The organism is Pseudomonas sp. Z18(2022), assembly GCF_036346535.1.
Lineage (GTDB): Bacteria > Pseudomonadota > Gammaproteobacteria > Pseudomonadales > Pseudomonadaceae > Aquipseudomonas > Aquipseudomonas yamanorum_A.
On the sequence record NZ_JAOTOA010000005.1, the window covers coordinates 105,265 to 120,737 of the forward strand.

Annotated in this window: 11 protein-coding genes; 3 read left to right on the forward strand and 8 right to left on the reverse strand. The window is 61.8% G+C overall.

The features are described 5' to 3' along the window. Positions 1 to 95: 95 nt before the first annotated feature. Together V3W39_RS13710 and V3W39_RS13715 are read left to right on the forward strand one after the other, a co-directional pair. Positions 96 to 896 (forward strand): GNAT family N-acetyltransferase, encoded by an 801-nt coding sequence (locus V3W39_RS13710; RefSeq protein WP_330212783.1) that lies wholly within the window; start codon positions 96 to 98, stop codon positions 894 to 896. Between the two features lie 280 nt (positions 897 to 1,176). Next, entirely contained in the window at positions 1,177 to 1,722 is a 546-nt protein-coding gene (locus V3W39_RS13715) for a GNAT family N-acetyltransferase (protein ID WP_330212784.1), read from the forward strand. A gap of 215 nt (positions 1,723 to 1,937) precedes the next feature. On the opposite strand, the gene V3W39_RS13720 is transcribed toward V3W39_RS13715, so the two are convergent. Beyond that, positions 1,938 to 2,498, reverse strand: coding sequence for a hypothetical protein (locus V3W39_RS13720; protein WP_177042520.1), 561 nt, complete (start codon positions 2,496 to 2,498; stop codon positions 1,938 to 1,940). Between the two features lie 494 nt (positions 2,499 to 2,992). Here V3W39_RS13720 and V3W39_RS13725 point away from each other — a divergent pair, with 494 nt between their 5' ends. Further along, complete coding sequence (locus V3W39_RS13725) at positions 2,993 to 4,207, forward strand: MFS transporter (protein WP_177076946.1); 1,215 nt, start codon at positions 2,993 to 2,995, stop codon at positions 4,205 to 4,207. Positions 4,208 to 4,261: 54 nt separating this feature from the next. Here V3W39_RS13725 and V3W39_RS13730 read toward each other — a convergent pair whose 3' ends face one another. The 7 genes from V3W39_RS13730 to lexA form a co-directional block, all read right to left on the reverse strand. Next, positions 4,262 to 4,873 (reverse strand): hypothetical protein, encoded by a 612-nt coding sequence (locus V3W39_RS13730; protein ID WP_259197620.1) that lies wholly within the window; start codon positions 4,871 to 4,873, stop codon positions 4,262 to 4,264. 164 nt (positions 4,874 to 5,037) lie between these two features. After that, entirely contained in the window at positions 5,038 to 7,566 is a 2,529-nt protein-coding gene (gene uvrA / locus V3W39_RS13735) for an excinuclease ABC subunit UvrA (RefSeq protein ID WP_330212785.1), read from the reverse strand. Positions 7,567 to 7,731: 165 nt separating this feature from the next. Next, positions 7,732 to 9,441 carry an ATP-binding protein gene (locus V3W39_RS13740; RefSeq protein WP_330212786.1) on the reverse strand — a complete coding sequence of 570 codons (1,710 nt, stop codon included), beginning with the start codon at positions 9,439 to 9,441 and terminating at the stop codon, positions 7,732 to 7,734. 114 nt (positions 9,442 to 9,555) lie between these two features. Further along, positions 9,556 to 12,645 (reverse strand): error-prone DNA polymerase, encoded by a 3,090-nt coding sequence (locus V3W39_RS13745; RefSeq protein WP_330212787.1) that lies wholly within the window; start codon positions 12,643 to 12,645, stop codon positions 9,556 to 9,558. Further along, positions 12,621 to 14,036, reverse strand: coding sequence for a Y-family DNA polymerase (locus V3W39_RS13750; protein ID WP_177042527.1), 1,416 nt, complete (start codon positions 14,034 to 14,036; stop codon positions 12,621 to 12,623). Before V3W39_RS13750 ends, V3W39_RS13745 begins: the two co-directional genes overlap by 25 nt. 7 nt (positions 14,037 to 14,043) lie before the next feature. Continuing rightward, positions 14,044 to 14,655 (reverse strand): translesion DNA synthesis-associated protein ImuA, encoded by a 612-nt coding sequence (gene imuA, locus V3W39_RS13755; protein WP_017475309.1) that lies wholly within the window; start codon positions 14,653 to 14,655, stop codon positions 14,044 to 14,046. Further along, positions 14,655 to 15,272 carry a transcriptional repressor LexA gene (gene lexA, locus V3W39_RS13760; protein WP_177042529.1) on the reverse strand — a complete coding sequence of 206 codons (618 nt, stop codon included), beginning with the start codon at positions 15,270 to 15,272 and terminating at the stop codon, positions 14,655 to 14,657. The genes imuA and lexA overlap by 1 nt, the downstream gene beginning before the upstream one ends. Positions 15,273 to 15,473: the final 201 nt, after the last annotated feature.

Below are 15,473 nucleotides of genomic sequence, written 5' to 3' on the forward strand. Positions count from 1 at the left end.
TGCGAACAGGCGATCGACTGGCAGGCGACTTTGCAGGTGCGCAGTGTTTGATTTACCGCTACCTTCCTTGGAAATCTTGCAGAGGAACTGTGCACATGGATGTTGAATTGGCTCATGCGATCGAGGCCGCAGAAAGCGAGTACTTGTGTTCACGCGTTGAGAGCTTGTCGCGGGTGAGTGGCAATCCTTTTGGTGCGCGTGTGTTTTCCAACGGGGCTTTTCCGTGCTTTCAAGTGAAGGCAACACCGAGTCCGATGTTCAACCGCATCTACGGTGATCACACTGGCAACCCTCAGTCACTGCTGAGCCTGCTCAAGGAGTCAGCAGCGTATTCGACAGTAACGCCTCTTATCGGCAAGGCCTCGACGTTGGAGCAGTACGCTTTTGCGGGGGAGCAGCGAATGGAGCGCTTGAGGGGGTGGACGCACCTGCAGCTGATGTGCCCTATCGAGAATGCGGTGTTGAATCCCCAATCATTCGACATCGAAGAGGCCACTTCAGATTCTCTTCCGGAGTTCGCAGCGGTTCATGCGAGTAGCTTTCATACCAAGCCAGAACATCGTCAGTTGAGCCAGGCTTCGTTTGCAGGGCTGATGTCAAATGATCGTCTGAAGATCTACGTCCTTAAAGCTGATGGGCAGGTCGTTGCAGGCGCGTTGATGTACCTGGCCAGCAATGGTGTTGCCTACCTGGGGACGGCCGCCACCCGAAAAAACGCACGAGGCCTGGGCTACCATGGAGCCCTGATATCTCACCGGATAGAGCAAGCAAAGAAGCACGGCAGTCTTGTGATTGCCGCGACAGCGCTTCCCGGTTCGCAGAGTCGGCGTAATTTGCAGCGCACTGGGCTGGCGGCATCTCATGCTCAGGCGCTGTATCGCTTGGTGGGTGGTTGAAAGATGTCGGTGCGGGGGCGTTTGCTATTGGCCGATAATGGCCTTTCGTGGCCGCTTTATGACGGCAATTCAACAACAGCTCTCGGTTAGGGGAAATTAGGGGGGCAGACACTATTATTAAACGTCGTCTAACCCACAGAGGGCGCTTTCCAACCGGAAAATAAATCCGTCCATTTTTCTACAGTGATGGCCCCCTCATTACCCTTCACATTGGATCTTTCTTTATCAAACTGCCGCTCTAGACTGGCTCCATCCCCCTTGGCCACTCGGAAAGAACCCCATGTCCGCCCACGACTTCGATTGCCAACCCGATCTGCGCGGCAGCACCCTGAGGCTTAAACCTCTGGCAGACAGTGATCTTGACGCTATGTTTCAGGCAGCGGCTGATCCACACATCTGGGACGGCCATCCCGCCAGGGATCGTTATAAACGCGATGTGTTCGAGGTGTACTTCGCCTCTCTACTCGCCACGAAGAAAGCGCTCGCGGTCACTGATATTGACTCAGGGGATATCGTTGGCACGTCAAGCTACTACACGCCACCGGATCTACCGAACAGCATAGCCATCGGGTTTACCTTTCTGGTGCGTGCGAAGTGGGGTGGCGATGCCAACCGCGAGCTTAAGCAGTTGATGCTGGAGCATGCATTCCGGGCTTACGACATCGTCTATTTCCACATAGCGCCTACAAACATTCGTTCGCAAACGGCCACGCTGAAGTTGGGCGCAGTGCATTTGTATGACGCCGAACTGAAAATATCCGCCAAGCCGGCCTTGGCGAAGTGTTACGGACTGACGCGCGCTCACTGGGAGGCATCGCTGAGGTGAAAGGCGCGGTCACTCATCTACGGATGTTCCAACCCAAAACCTGAATCGCCCCGAGTTTAGTAGACGCTTTAGATGTCTGCATCTGGCCGTTTTCTGACTCTCACGACGTGCAGAAAACGGCCAAAAGCTGCCGCTCACCTAAGATAAATTTCGAACGTCCCAACGCCTCGAATGAGCCCCTCGTAGCCGCAAAACAAAGCCTGTTAACAGGCCTCTCAACGCGTCGCACATTGACCTATCCGAAGAAAATCTTTAAGCGCCGCCTGATAGAGCGTCAATGGCTGATTGTCCGTATTGAATAGTGCAAACGGAATCATCGTGAGATGTGAAAACGACGTGGAGTTGATCGAGTAGGTTTTCTGCCTGCAAAAGCGCTGATCCTTATTCAATATAAAATCAAACTTGAAAAGGTTTGTCCGCGTACACCAACTGGGGATCAAACCCAGACTCAGGCCCGTCAAGTATTCTTGTCCGCAAGCGCCGCCAGATGAGAATTCCGAGATCTCTATTTCTAATGCCGGCAGGGTCGGGGCGGCAAGGCTGGAGCCCTTATCCTGTGCATCGGGAATAACTTTGAGTGTCGCAGCGTATGCGTCCTTGCCGAAGCGACTGTCTTTCCATGGGGAGTTTATTGCGTAACTGAAGCTGGAGACGATTTCTTTTGTTTCGGGTTCAGCGGGTTCGTTGATTGTCGGCTGGGACGAATAAGATGTGCAGCCGGAACAGAATATCGCAATGCTGACAAACACAAACCCGCTGGCTATTAAGCGACGCATACTCAGTTTTCCCTAACTATCAATTAGCCGACATTCCTGTCACTTGATGCCGAATAGCATCTTATCTACACGTCAGATTGCTGAATCAGAATAACAGGGCAGACTGTACGTGCGACACATCGGGAGAGAAAAGGCCGCCGCCAAGGAAAAACCGATGTCCCCGAATTACTGCATCCAGGACTCGTCGGGCGATTATCACACCCGCAGCGTTACCCCTGTCAGCCAGGCCGGGCAATAAGCCGACCGGGCCTGGTATTGGATGGTTGCTGTTTGTGCAGCCACTTTCGCGCCGGCCCGTTTGCGCTGAAAAAACGGCGCTCTTGACCGTCAATCCGCAGGGAGCACTTCATGTACACATCGCAGGTCAAAACCTGGAAGCACTTTAAAAAGATGTTGTGGCTTTCCAGCTGACAGATCCCGCTGTCAAGTCAAAGTAGGATATGTAACGATATATGACTCAGCCCTGATACTGCCCATTACAGGAACCCACTCTGATGCTCGCCGCCTTCAGACACTACCCGTTTTCGGTCAATCTGCTGCTGTCGTCGGCGTTGTTTCTGACACTGGGGCGCGCCATTACCCTGCCGTATATGGTGATTTATCTGTCATCCAACTTCACGTTGGGTATCAGCGACATCGGCCTGGTGGTGGGCGGTGCGATGCTTGTCGGCTCGTTGCTAAGCCTTTACGGCGGTTACCTGACTGACAAGATTTCCAGCTATCGATTGATCCTGAGTTTCACGGGTTTCTTCACCGTGGGCTTCATCGGTATGTGCGTCACGTCGCACCTGTGGCTGTTTTTCCTGTTTCTGGTGTCGTTCAATTTCGCCTATTCGGTTATCGACATTGTGGTCAAGGCCGCGTTTGGCAAACTGCTGCCGGAAGCCGAACGCGGCAAAGTGTTTTCGGTGCGCTACACCCTGATCAACGTGGGTTACGCGGTGGGGCCGTTCATTGGCGCCGGGCTCGCGCACATGGATATGAAACTGCCGTTCTTGATATCTGCGATCCTCGGCATGGGCTTCTTCGTGACTTATATGGTGTGGGGCGACAGGAGCCTCAGCTCCGCCGACCCGGCCAATGCACCGGTGTCGTTCGTCGCGGTGGGGCGCATTCTGCTCAAGGACTATCGCCTGGTCTGCTTCACGGTTGGCGGCGCGTTGAGCGCTGTGGCGTTCGGCCAGTTCACCGGCTACATCTCCCAATACCTGGTGACTACAAGCACCCCGGAATTTACCTACCAGGTCATCAGCTCGGTGGTGGCGGTTAATGCGACGGTGGTGATCTGCCTCCAATACATGGTGGGCAAGCGCATTACCAACGAGCATTTGAATCAATGGCTGACGGCGGGCTTCAGTCTGTTTCTGCTGGGCGTCGTCGGTTTTGCGTTGTCCACCACCGTGTTGCATTGGGCGTTGGCCGTGGGGATATTCACCGTGGGCGAAATTATCGTGTTCCCGGCCGAGTACATGTTCATCGACCGCATCGCGCCGGAGCACTTGCGCGGCATGTATTACGGCGCGCAAAACCTGTCCAGCCTCGGCGGTGCGCTGGGGCCGGTGTTGTGCGGATTTGCCCTGGCATCGCAGCCGGCGCATTTCATGTTCTATATGCTCGCAGCGTTTATCGTGGCGGGCGGGTGTTTCTATCTGATGGGCGCTTCCTATTCGAAACGCTATGACACTGGACGCGGTGATCGCGGCCAGTGAGTGCAAAGGACCGCTCTTAGCCACAAGCAGCGGACAACGCCAAACCATCCGGCGTTACTGCACCTTGCACAACCCTTTTCCAAACACATCCGTGGCCTTTGTATTCGGCCAGCCTGGAAATTGCAGGTCATGGGACAGGTTCGTTATCGCCACGTTGGCCAGGAAGGGGTGAGCCTTTTTGATATCGATAACGGCCTTTGCAAAGTCATCAGTATTGGAAAGGCACATCGTCAGCGAGTTTGCGTGGAAGTTGCCGATATAGGCGACGTCCCCAGGCTTGACGCTGAAGGTCAGCGGTTTTTTCTGATCGGCACTGAACCCGTCATAAAAACGGTAGAACCAGTGGGTGACGTCATAGGTGCCCGCAGGTACTTCGTATACGAAGGTATTGCCCATGATATGCGGTTTGCCAAGAACTTCGTTGTTCTGGTCCAGGGTGGTAAGTGCGATGCGTGTCGCTATCGCTTGGGGGTTCGGATCCTGATATTTGAGCAGTACATACAGCCCGTGGGGCTGAGTGAGAAAGCCCTCGGAAACAAAACCGACAATAATGGCTTTTTGCGGATCGATGGGCTTTCGTTCATCAGCGCGATCAATCATGTTGGAAGGGGTGGCGCAGCCGCCCAGCGATAGCATCGCGGCGAACGCCAGTAACCACTTGTTCATCCTTTATTTCCTTGTGGTGAAATTGCGAACCGGTAGGGCATACCGGGTCAATCGTTGGTAAAGCGGCGTACTGCCCTCAGAAAGCTCCATGAGTTACACGACGAAAAACCTGGGGGCCGGGTTTGAGACTACCTGAGCTGCAGCTTAGGGCAAAACGCCACAAACTATCCCAACTCCCGCCCCAAAAACGGCGCAGTCCGGCTGCTCTTGCTCTTCGCAACTTTCTGCGGGGTGCCACTCACCACCACCTTCCCGCCGCGATCCCCTGCCCCTGGCCCGATATCAATCACCCAATCACTCTGCGCCACCACGCGCATTTCATGCTCCACCACAATCACCGTATGCCCCGCCTCCACCAGGTGATTGAGCTGTCTCAACAACCGGTCCACATCCCGCGGATGCAACCCGGTAGTCGGCTCATCCAGCACGTACAACGTGGCGCCGCGAGCATTGCGCTGCAGCTCGGTCGCCAGCTTGATCCGCTGCGCCTCCCCGCCCGACAACTCGGTGGCCGGCTGGCCAAGGCGCAAATACCCCAGCCCGATATCCCGCAGCACTTGCAGCGAGCGCAGCACGCCCGGCTCTTCGGCAAACACCTCAACCGCCTGTTCAACCGTCAGCCCCAGCACTTGGGCGATGGTCAATCCTTGCCACTTGATCGCTAACGTATCCGGGTTGTACCGCGCGCCATGGCACGTCGGGCATGGGGCGTACACGCTGGGCATGAACAGCAATTCGACGCTGACAAAACCCTCGCCTTCGCAATTCGGGCAGCGCCCTTTGGCGACGTTGAAGGAGAACTGCCCCGCGTCGTAATTGCGCTTTTTCGCCGCCGGTGTGGCGGCGAACAGTTTGCGTACGTTGTCGAACAGGCCGGTGTAGGTCGCGAGGTTGGAGCGCGGTGTGCGGCCGATGGGTTTCTGGTCCACTTGTACCAGGCGGCGGATGTGTTCCAGGCCGCCGCTGATGCGTCCGCCACTGGTTTGCGGGGCGTCGTCTTCGAGGCTGGGTTCGTCTTCGGTTTCCACCACACGGCCCAGGCCTGCGCCTACCAGTTCCAAAAGCGCCTGGCTGACGAGGCTGGATTTGCCCGAGCCGGAGATGCCGGTGACGGCGGTGAAGCAGCCCAAGGGGAAGCTCACGCTCAGGTCGTTGAGGTTGTTGCGCGTGACGCCTTCCAGGCTCAGCCAGCCGGTGGGTTGGCGCGGTGGTTGGCTCACCGGGCGCTTTTCGGCGAACAGGTATTCGCGGGTTTGCGATGCTTCGATCTGCGCGAGGCCTGCGGGCGGGCCGCTGTACAGGACCTGGCCGCCGTGCTCGCCGGCAGCCGGGCCGACGTCGATCAGCCAGTCGGCGCGGCGCATGGTTTCCAGGTCGTGTTCCACCACGAACAGGGAGTTGCCGGCGGCCTTCAATCGGTCGAGGGCGGCGAACAGCGCTTCGCCGTCGGCGGGGTGCAGGCCGGCGGACGGTTCGTCCAACACGTAGATCACGCCGAACAGTTGTGAGCCCAGTTGGGTGGCCAGGCGCAGGCGTTGCAGTTCACCGGAGGACAGGGTCGGCGTGCTGCGTTCCAGGGCCAGGTAGCCCAGGCCAAGGTCGGTCAGGGTGCTGACGCGCTCCAGCAGGTCCTGGGCGATGCGCTGGGCAGCCAGGCGTTTTTCCACGGAGAGTTTTTTATCGCCCTGCCCTTCGGCCACCGGGCGCAGCAGTTCGGCGAGTTGCAGCAGGGACATTTGCGACAGCTCGCCAATGTCCACCCCGGCAAATTTCACCGACAGCGCGGCCTTGTTCAGGCGCTTGCCTTCGCACAGCGGGCACGGGCTGCCTTGCATGAATTGCGAAACGCGCTTTTTCATCAGGGCGCTTTGGGAGTGGGTGAAGGTGTGCAGGATGTAGCGCCGGGCGCCGGTGAAGGTGCCCTGGTAGCTCGGCTCCAGTTTGCGTTTTAGGGCGTCTCGGGTTTGTGCCGGGGTGAGACCCGCATATACCGGCGCAGTGGGCGTTTCTTCGGTGAAGAGGATCCAGTCGCGCTGTTTTTTCGGCAGGTCGCGCCAGGGGACGTCGACGTCGTAGCCCAGGGTGACGAGGATGTCGCGCTGGTTCTGGCCTTGCCACGCCAGCGGCCAGGAGGCGACCGCGCGCTGGCGAATGGTGAGTGAGGGATCGGGCACCATCAGGGCTTCGGTCACTTCGTAGACGCGGCCCAGGCCGTGGCATTGCGGGCAGGCGCCTTGTGGCAGGTTGGGGGAAAAGTCTTCGGCATACAGCATCGCTTGCCCCGCCGGGTAGCTGCCGGCGCGGGAGTAGAGCATGCGGATCAGGCTGGACAAGGTGGTGACGCTGCCCACCGAGGAGCGGGTGCTGGGGGTGCCGCGCTGTTGTTGCAGGGCCACGGCGGGTGGCAGGCCTTCGATGGAGTCGACATCCGGTACGCCCACCTGGTCGATCAGGCGGCGGGCGTAGGGTGCTACGGATTCGAAGTAGCGGCGCTGGGCTTCGGCGTAGACGGTGGAAAAAGCCAGCGAGGATTTGCCGGAGCCTGACACACCGGTGAACACCACCAGCGCATCGCGGGGGATGTCGACGTCGACGTTGCGCAGGTTGTGCTCCCGGGCGCCCCGCACCCGGACGAAGCCTGGGCGTTGGGTGGTGAGCGAGGTGTCGGGGGGCAGGTTGCGCTGGGAAGTCATGGGTAACCTTGTCGGTGTGCTCAAGTCAGTGAAGATCAATTGTGGGAACCGGGCTTGCCCGCGATGACGGTGTGCCAGTTACCGAATGGGGTGCCTGACACTCCGCCATCGCGGGCAAGCCCGGCTCCCACAGTGGTTTGGTGTTGCTGGCTGGATCTCCATTCGTCACATCATCCGGGAGTTCAGCACCGAGCGCACTCGCTGCGCCAATTCATCCGGGCCATAGGGTTTGCTCAGAAGGTGAATATCCTGGCTCAGCAGGTGGTTGCTGGAAAGAATGTCGCGGGTGTGCCCGGAGGTAAACAGCACCGCCACCGCCGGCACTTGCTCCCGCGCCCATTCGGCCAGGTCGGTGCTTTTGACCCGACCCGGCATCACCACGTCGGTGAAGATCAGGTCGGGTTGCAGGCCGGCGCGCAGCATCCCCATGGCGCGGTCGCCGTCTTCGGCGGTCAGCACGGTGTAGCCGGATTGTTCGAGCAGTTCCACCGCCGCGGTGCGCACGCCTTCGTTGTCCTCGACCACCAGGATCGTCTCCTGGCCGCCGGTGTGTTGGGTGAGCTCGACGGGCGCTTCCTGGCTTTGCGGCTCTGCAAGGCTGCGCGGGAAATACATCTGCACCACGGTGCCGCTGCCCTCCTCGCTCGCGACCTCCACATGCCCACCACTTTGCCGCACAAACCCGAACACCATGCTCAACCCCAGGCCGGTGCCGTGGCCATCCGGCTTGGTGGTAAAGAACGGTTCGAAGGCCCGCGCCAGAATCGTCGGCGACATGCCGGCGCCGCTGTCGGTGACGGCCAGGCGTACGTACTCGCCGGGGTTGATGCTTTTACCGATGCAGTCCGGCGGATTGAGGATGATGTTTTCGCCGGTAATCCGAATCACGCCCTCGCCTTTCATCGCGTCCCGGGCGTTGATCGCCAGGTTGAGCAAGGCGTTTTCCAGTTGGTTGCGGTCGACATGGATGCACCACGGATCCTGGGGCAGTTGCACGTCAATGTGGATGGTTTCCCCCAGCGCCCGCTGCAGCAATTCCCCCAGGCCTTCGTAGATGCGCAGCGGGTTGTACACCGCCGGCGACAGCGGCTGGCGACGGGCAAACGCCAGCAGTTGCGAGGTCAGCTTGGCCCCGCGCTCCACGGCGGCAATGGCGGCGCTGACCCGGCGTTGCACCTGGGGGTTGTCCGGTTCATGCCGGGCCAGCAGGTGCAGGTTGCCGGCGACCACTTGCAGCAGGTTGTTGAAGTCATGGGCCACGCCGCCGGTCAGGCCGCCGATGGCCTCGAGCTTTTGCGACTGGCGCAGTTGTTCTTCGGCGGTGGAACGGGCCTGCACTTCCGCCGCGACGCGCTGCTCCAGGTTGTGGGTGAGCTCCTGGCGCAGGCGTTCGGAGATCATATGTTCGGTAGTCTCCACCACAATCGCCAACACCCCGCCCGGCCGCTGGTCGTCACCGGCTACGGGGCTGTAATACAGGTCCATCCAGACTTCTTCGGGGCGGCCGTCGCGCAGCAGTTCCAGGGGCAGATTGCGGTAGGACAAAGTGCCGCCGGCCAGGCAGGTGTCGACCACATGGCGGTTGAAGTCGGCGACTTCCGGCCAGCCCAGTTCCACCGGCACCCCCAGCAGATACGGGTGACGGCCACCGGCAAACACCGAGTAGCTATCGTTGTAGATCATGTAACCCGCCGGCCCCCACAGCATCACCATGGGCATCGGCGAGGCCAGCATCATCTGCACGGCACTCACCAGGCTGCCGTGCCAGTGGTCCAGCGGGCCGAGGTCGGTGGCGGACCAGTCGAAAGCACGAATCCTCCGGGCCATTTCCCCAGCCCAGCCTTCACAGCCGTGGGTATTCGATAAAAACTGCATCGGTCGGCTCTGCAAAAAGATAAAAGGTGGGCGGCAATGAAAACTTTGAGCCCGACAGCAGCGGTTGGTTTCATTGCATAGTGCTGATGCGCGGATGAACGGGCAAGGGCCGGCTCAGCGAAAATCCCGGCTGCGCACACTGATACCCGACAGCAGCGGGGTCAGGTCGGTCAGGCGCCCGGCGATCAGGTGCCGAACCTCCCCCACCGCCTCCCAGCGCCCATCCACCTTGAGCAAACGCGAGCCCACCAGCGCCTGGCGTTGGCGCTCGGCCAAGTCGCGCCAGACCACCACGTTGATATTGCCGAATTCATCTTCCAGGGTGACGAAGGTGACGCCGCTGGCGGTGCCCGGGCGTTGTCGACCGGTGACCAAACCGGCGACGCTCACATTGCGTCCATGCTCGACCCACAGCAACTCTTGGGAACTGCGGCAACGCCGTGCCCGCAGCTCATCGCGCAACAACGCCAGGGGATGTGGACCGAGGGTGGTGCCGACGCTGGCGTAGTCGGCATACAAATCCTCGCCCACCGTCGGTTGTGGCAGTTCCACCACCGCCTCTTCAGGGCTGGCCACCCCGGCGAACAGGCCCAGTTGCTTCTGCACCCCGGCCACTTCCCAGCGCGCCCGGTGCCGATGCCCGGCCAGGCCACGCAAGGCGCCGGCATCTGCCAGCAGTTCCTGGGCGCGGGTGTCCAACCGGGCCCGTTCGCCCAAGTCGGCAATGTCAAAAAACGCCCGGGCCTGGCGCGCCGTTTCGATGCGCAAGCCGTCCTCTTCGCGAAACCCGCAGATCATCCGCAAGCCCATGCGAATGGCCGGTTGCTGGCCGTCGTTCGGTTCAAGGCTGCAATCCCAGTCACTGGCCTGCACGTCCACCGGGCGGATCTGCAAATGATGGCGCCGGGCGTCCTGCAGGATCTGGTCCGGGCTGTAGAAGCCCATGGGCCAACTGTTGATCAGGGCGCAGGCAAACGCTGCCGGCTCGTGACATTTGAGCCAGCAACTGGCGTAGGTCAGCAAGGCGAAACTGGCGGCGTGGGACTCGGGAAATCCGTAGCTGCCAAAGCCCTTGATCTGCTCGAAAATCTGTGCGGCGAAGGCTTCGGTGTAACCGTTTTTCAGCATGCCGGTGCGCAGGCGTTGCTGGTGGGGTTCGAGGCCCCCGTGGCGCTTCCAGGCGGCCATGGAGCGGCGTAACTGGTCGGCCTCGCCGGGGCTGTAATCGGCGGCGACCATGGCGATCTGCATGACCTGCTCCTGGAACAGCGGGATGCCCAGGGTGCGCTCCAGCACGGACTTGAGTTCCGCCGATGGGTAGGTGGTTTCTTCCTCGTTGTTTCGCCGCCGCAGGTACGGATGCACCATGCCGCCCTGAATCGGGCCCGGGCGCACGATGGCGACCTCAATAACCAGGTCGTAGAATTTTTTCGGCCGCAAACGCGGCAACATCGACATCTGCGCCCGCGATTCAATCTGGAACACGCCAATGGTGTCGGCCTTGCTGATCATCGCGTAGGTCGCCGCGTCTTCCTTGGGCACCGAGGCCAGGCTCAGGTCCCGGTTGCGATGGCGGCGCAGCAGGTCGAAGCAGCGGCGAATCGCACTGAGCATGCCCAGCGCGAGGATATCCACCTTGAGCAGGCCCACCGCGTCGAGGTCGTCCTTGTCCCACTGGATGATGGTGCGCTCGGCCATGGCGGCATTTTCCACCGGCACCAGGGTGTCCAGCGGGTGTTCGGAAATCACGAAACCGCCGGGGTGCTGGGACAGGTGCCGGGGGAAGCCGATCAGTTGCTGAGTGAGTGTGAGCACCCTGCGCAGCACCGGGCTGTCAGGGTCGAAGCCGCCTTCGCGCAGGCGTTCCAGAGGCGGCGCTTCGTCGCTCCAGCGGCCGCAGCAGTCGGCCAGGGCGTTGACCTGGTCCGGCGGCAACCCGAGGGCCTTGGCCACGTCGCGCACCGCGCCGGCACCGTGATAGCTGCTGACCACCGCCGTCAACGCGGCGCGGGTGCGGCCGTAGCGTTGGAAGACGTATTGCAGCACTTCTTCGCGGCGTTCGTGTTCGAAGTCCACGTCGATGTCTGGCGGCTCGTTGCGTTCGCGGGACAGGAAGCGTTCGAACAGCATGCTGGTGAGGCTTGGGTCGATCTCGGTGATGCCCAGGGCAAAACACACCGCCGAGTTGGCCGCCGAGCCGCGGCCCTGGCACAGGATCGAACGGCTGCGGGCAAAGCGCACAATGTCGTGCACAGTGAGGAAGTAGCTTTCGTAGCCCAGCTCGCTGATCAGCTTCAGCTCATCGTTGATCTGCCGAAGGGTCTTGGCGTCCACGCCTTTCGGCCAGCGCTGGGCAATGCCCTCTTCGGTCAGGGTGCGCAGCCAGGTTTCCGGGGTTTGCCCTTCTGGCACCAGTTCACGCGGGTATTGATAGCGCAACTGGCCGAGGTCAAAGGTGCAGCGGCGGGCGATGTTCAGGGACTCTTCCAGCAAGTGCGCCGGGTACAGCGCAGCCAATGCCTCGAGGCTGCGCAAGTGGCGCTCGCCATTGGGATGCAGGCGCGTGCCAGCCTCGGCCACCGGGACGTGATGACGGATCGCGGTCATGGTGTCTTGCAGGGCGCGGCGGCCACGCACATGCATATGCACATCGCCGCAGGCCACCGCCGGCAAGTGCAGGCTGGCGGCCAGGTTCAGGCGTTGCTCAAGGTGGCGGGCATCGTTCTGGCCGCAATGCAGCTCCACGGCCAGCCACAGGCGGTCGGTGAACGTGCTGCGCAGCCATTGGATATGGGCCTGGGTGTCGGTGTCGTCGACCAGCCATAACGCCAACAGGCCTTGCACGCAGGTGAAGTCTTCCTGCAGCAGACGGTAGTGACCTTTTTCCGCACGGCGGCGGGCGATGGTGATCAGCCGGCACAGGTGCTGGTAGCCCTCCAGGTTCTCCACCAGCAGCACCAGCCTGGGGCCGTTTTCGAGGTGCATCTCGCTGCCGATGATCAGCGGCAACTCGACGGCCTTGGCCGCCTGCCAGGCGCGGACGATGCCCGACAAGGTGCATTCATCAGTGATTGCCAGCGCCTCGTAGCCTTGCTGTTTGGCTCGCTCAAACAGTTCCCTGGCGCTGGAGGCGCCACGCTGAAAACTGAAGTTGGACAGGCAATGCAGTTCCGCGTACTTCATGCGAACCAGCCTTGCAGCCACAGCCCGCCGCTTTCGCCGACGGTGCGGTACGCCCAGCCCTGCTGCCCGGCGCGAGTGCGCACCAGGTAGTAATCACGGCGCACATCGGCGCCATCCCACCAGCCGGATTCGATGCGCTCCGGGCCCATCAATATCTGCAGGCCTTGCTCGGCCAGGGGTGTTGGTTCATGCAGCAACCAGCCGGGACGCTGCAGGTTGTTTGAGGGCGCGCACGGGCGAGTGTCGGCACCGGATTGCCAGGCGCATTCGGGGCGGTGGTCGGCGTGAAAGCGCAGGCCTTGCACCGCCTCGTCTCCCAGCCGCGCCCGCAGGCGTTCGCGCAGTTGCTCCCAAGGCAGGGTTTGTTGCGGGCGCTCGTCGAACAGGTCCTGGCGCTGGGGCACAAACACCGGCAGGTCCTGGGCCACCAGGCGAAAGCCACGCACCGGCGAGGTGACTTGCACTTGCTCCAGGCGACCGCGGGCCAGTTCGAACAGCATCGCCGCGTCGCGCTCGGCGCTGAGCAGGCCGACCTTGATCACGGTGTCGGGTTCTGCGGCGTGTTCCAGGTGCAGGTCAAAACGCTGCACGCCACTGTCGCGGCCACACAGAAACGCCGACAGGTCACCGGTCAAACGGCGCAAGGGAAACAGCAAGGCCTGGTGGGATAACACATCAAAATTCAGCTCGATGCGCACATCGAAACGGTCCGGCGGCTGGTAGAACGCCAGGGCCAGCGGCCGTTGCCCGTTCAGTGCATCAAGGTGCTTGAGCAGCGCCGCGTCGAAACGCCGGGCCAGGGTATGCCGGGGCAACGCCTGCACCTGGGCCAGGGTGCGCAAGCCCATGCGTGACAATGCGGTGGCAGCCTGCGGGTCGAGGCCGGCGCGGTCGATGGGGATGGGCGCCAGGGCCTGTTGCAGGCATGGCTCATCGGCCACGGCCAGGCCGTCGTAGGCATTCGCCAGGATCCGCGCCGCCGCCGGGTTCGGCGCGGCGACGATGCGATGACGAAACCCCAGTTCGGTCAGCTCCTTGCGCAAGCGTGCCTCAAGCAGCGGCCAGGGCCCGAACAGGCCCAGGCTCGACTCGATCTCGAACAGCAACGCCCGTGGGTAAAACACGCTGACCTGGGAGCTGAAACGGTAGGCCCATGCGGCCAGAAACTGCTGCCAGTACTCGATCTGCGCCGGGTCGTATTCGGCGCAGGCAAACGCCTTGGTCAAGGCATGGGCTGCCGTCAGGGATTGGCCGGGACGCAGGCCGAGTTTGCGTGCGGCCTCATTGACGGTTTGCAGCACCCGCCGCTGCGGCGTGCCGGCCAGCAGGGCCAATGGCTGCTCCGGCTCGGGGCGCGAACGCAGCACCCCGTCCAGCGCCAATTGCGGGAAGACAATACACACCCAGCGCATGCCAACCTCAGTGCCCAAGCGCAATGGGCGCGGGATGGGCCAGGCCGCCCCGGCACTTGAGCACCCGCACCTGCGCCGGGCTGGCCTCCACCGCCAGGCGCAAGGCGGCCGGTGACGGGTTGATGGCTTCGTTCAAGGAGCGCCAGGCAAAGGCCAGGGTCTGGCCGGTTTCCGCCGCCACCTGCAAGCGGCGCAAGGCCCGATCATCGGCCTTGCGCGGCCAGCACAGCACCGCGCCACAACTGCCGGAACGCAGGCATTGCTCCACCGCCCACAACGCGTCGCGCTCATCAGCCTGGATCACCGACAACTGGCGCACATCCACCCCGGCGTTTTGCCAGGCGTGGGGGTACGGCGTGTAAGGCGGCGCCACCAGCACGATGCGCTCACCCGCCGCCGACAAGCGCGCCAGTGTGGGCCACACCAGTTGCAACTCGCCTACGCCCTCCTTCGCCATCAGGATTTCGCTCAACGCCGCTTCCGGCCAGCCACCGCTGGGCAGCACTGCATCCAGGGCCGCAAGCCCGGTGGGATGCACGCTGGCAGGCGGCGCGGCGGGCCGGCCTTTCCAGACGCGGCCGCCATTGAACAGCGAGTCCAGTGCAACGACGGCGCCCATCAGCCTTGCCTCACCAAACCGCAGAACACCCCTTCGATGGCCAAGTCCTGATCGGGCCGCACCACGATGGGTTGATAGGCGGGGTTGCGCGGCAGCAGGCGCACGCGCTCGCCCACGTGTTCGAAACGCTTGATGGTGACTTCACCGTCCAGGCGCGCCACCACGATCTGCCCGTTCAAGGCCTCGGCGCTGCGGCGTACGCCCACCAGGTCGCCATCGAGGATGCCGTCTTCGATCATCGAATCGCCCTGCACCCGCAGCAGGTAGTCCGGGGTTTTCGCGAACGTGGCCGGGTCGAGCAGCAGGCGGTTGTGCACCTCGGCATCGGCACCTATGGGCAGGCCGGCGGCCACCCGGCCAAGCACCGGGATGTCCAGCAGCTCAGGCCGCGCCGGCTGATTGAGCAGGCGAATGCCGCGGGCCTGGTTGGGATTGACCTCGATAAAGCCACCCTCGGTCAGCGCCAGCACATGCTTGCGCGCCACACTGCGGGAGGCAAAGCCGAACGCCTCGGCGATCTCGGCGAGGCTGGGAGGCTGGCCTTGCTGCGCGATACGGTCGCGGATAAAGGTCAGGATGGCGGTACGGCGGGGAGTGAGAGTCGTCATGGAGTACATTTGTACTCCTGTGGGAAATTTCCTGCAATATCCGTCAGTCGCTTCCCGCCCAGCCACTGGAAAAGTCCCCACCAGCATCACCTCGGTGTATCTGAAAGACCAGGTCGCCTGCATCGCCGGCAAGCCAGCTCCTACATTGGGCCCTGTTTGCTTTTGTTCTTCACCACTCATGACTTTTGGTAAAGAGTCCTTTTCGGATTC

Excerpts from the sequence above, each read along its gene's own strand:
- V3W39_RS13730 (WP_259197620.1), bottom strand. The coding sequence starts at position 4,873 with ATGAACAAGTGGTTACTGGCGTTCGCCGCGATGCTATCGCTGGGCGGC.
- V3W39_RS13740 (WP_330212786.1), bottom strand. The coding sequence starts at position 9,441 with ATGCAGTTTTTATCGAATACCCACGGCTGTGAAGGCTGGGCTGGGGAA.
- V3W39_RS13750 (WP_177042527.1), bottom strand. The coding sequence starts at position 14,036 with ATGCGCTGGGTGTGTATTGTCTTCCCGCAATTGGCGCTGGACGGGGTG.
- V3W39_RS13720 (WP_177042520.1), bottom strand. The coding sequence starts at position 2,498 with ATGCGTCGCTTAATAGCCAGCGGGTTTGTGTTTGTCAGCATTGCGATA.
- uvrA (WP_330212785.1), bottom strand. The coding sequence starts at position 7,566 with ATGACTTCCCAGCGCAACCTGCCCCCCGACACCTCGCTCACCACCCAA.
- V3W39_RS13715 (WP_330212784.1), top strand. The coding sequence starts at position 1,177 with ATGTCCGCCCACGACTTCGATTGCCAACCCGATCTGCGCGGCAGCACC.
- lexA (WP_177042529.1), bottom strand. The coding sequence starts at position 15,272 with ATGTACTCCATGACGACTCTCACTCCCCGCCGTACCGCCATCCTGACC.
- imuA (WP_017475309.1), bottom strand. The coding sequence starts at position 14,655 with ATGGGCGCCGTCGTTGCACTGGACTCGCTGTTCAATGGCGGCCGCGTC.
- V3W39_RS13725 (WP_177076946.1), top strand. The coding sequence starts at position 2,993 with ATGCTCGCCGCCTTCAGACACTACCCGTTTTCGGTCAATCTGCTGCTG.
- V3W39_RS13710 (WP_330212783.1), top strand. The coding sequence starts at position 96 with ATGGATGTTGAATTGGCTCATGCGATCGAGGCCGCAGAAAGCGAGTAC.